Below are 572 nucleotides of genomic sequence, written 5' to 3' on the forward strand. Positions count from 1 at the left end.
CCCTTCGTCATCGCAATGACACCGCAGATCCCTTCCCCAAGATATCGCGATCCCACAACCTCCTTTGGCCGATTCAGAGGCTACGAGAACGATCTTCCCGATGCGCTGGAGATCGTCTGGCAGCTGGCGGAGCTAACGGAGTGCAGTACGGATATTCGAGCAGATCACAAGAGCGACTACTCGAAAGAACCCGAAGTGCAGAGGCTTTACTACGAAGCCCAATGGCGAGAAAGGCAAAGAGAGCTGCGAAGCAAAGGTTATGACCCCGCGGATCATGTCCTGAAATCGGGTTGCACTTGGCATCCTCTACCCGACAAGGTTTTTCGAGAAAACCTCGACCTCCAAGCCGTCAGGGACGCCGAGGCGTACAAGAAGACCGGCAAGCCGTACAGCGGCACCGCGATGAGCCGGTTCCAGCTCAATCTGACGCTGATTTTTATCGAAGACGAGATCACCGTAAAAGCCGAGAGCCGGGTGACGAATCCGTGGAAATAGGTCAGCCTCTTGTACAGGTACGACATTCATGGAGAAAGTGATGAAACAGCTACCGAGCAGAATTCAAAGGAGGGCTG

General features: G+C 54.2%; 1 protein-coding gene. It reads left to right on the plus strand.

Annotation, left to right across the window (positions count from 1 at the left end):
• On the plus strand, positions 1 to 495 hold a 495-nt coding region (locus RM530_RS18420), incomplete at its 5' end, for a hypothetical protein (RefSeq protein WP_311366728.1).
• Positions 496 to 572: the final 77 nt, after the last annotated feature.

It is taken from the genome of Banduia mediterranea (genome assembly GCF_031846245.1).
In the GTDB taxonomy this organism is placed as follows: Bacteria; Pseudomonadota; Gammaproteobacteria; order Nevskiales; family Nevskiaceae; genus Banduia; species Banduia mediterranea.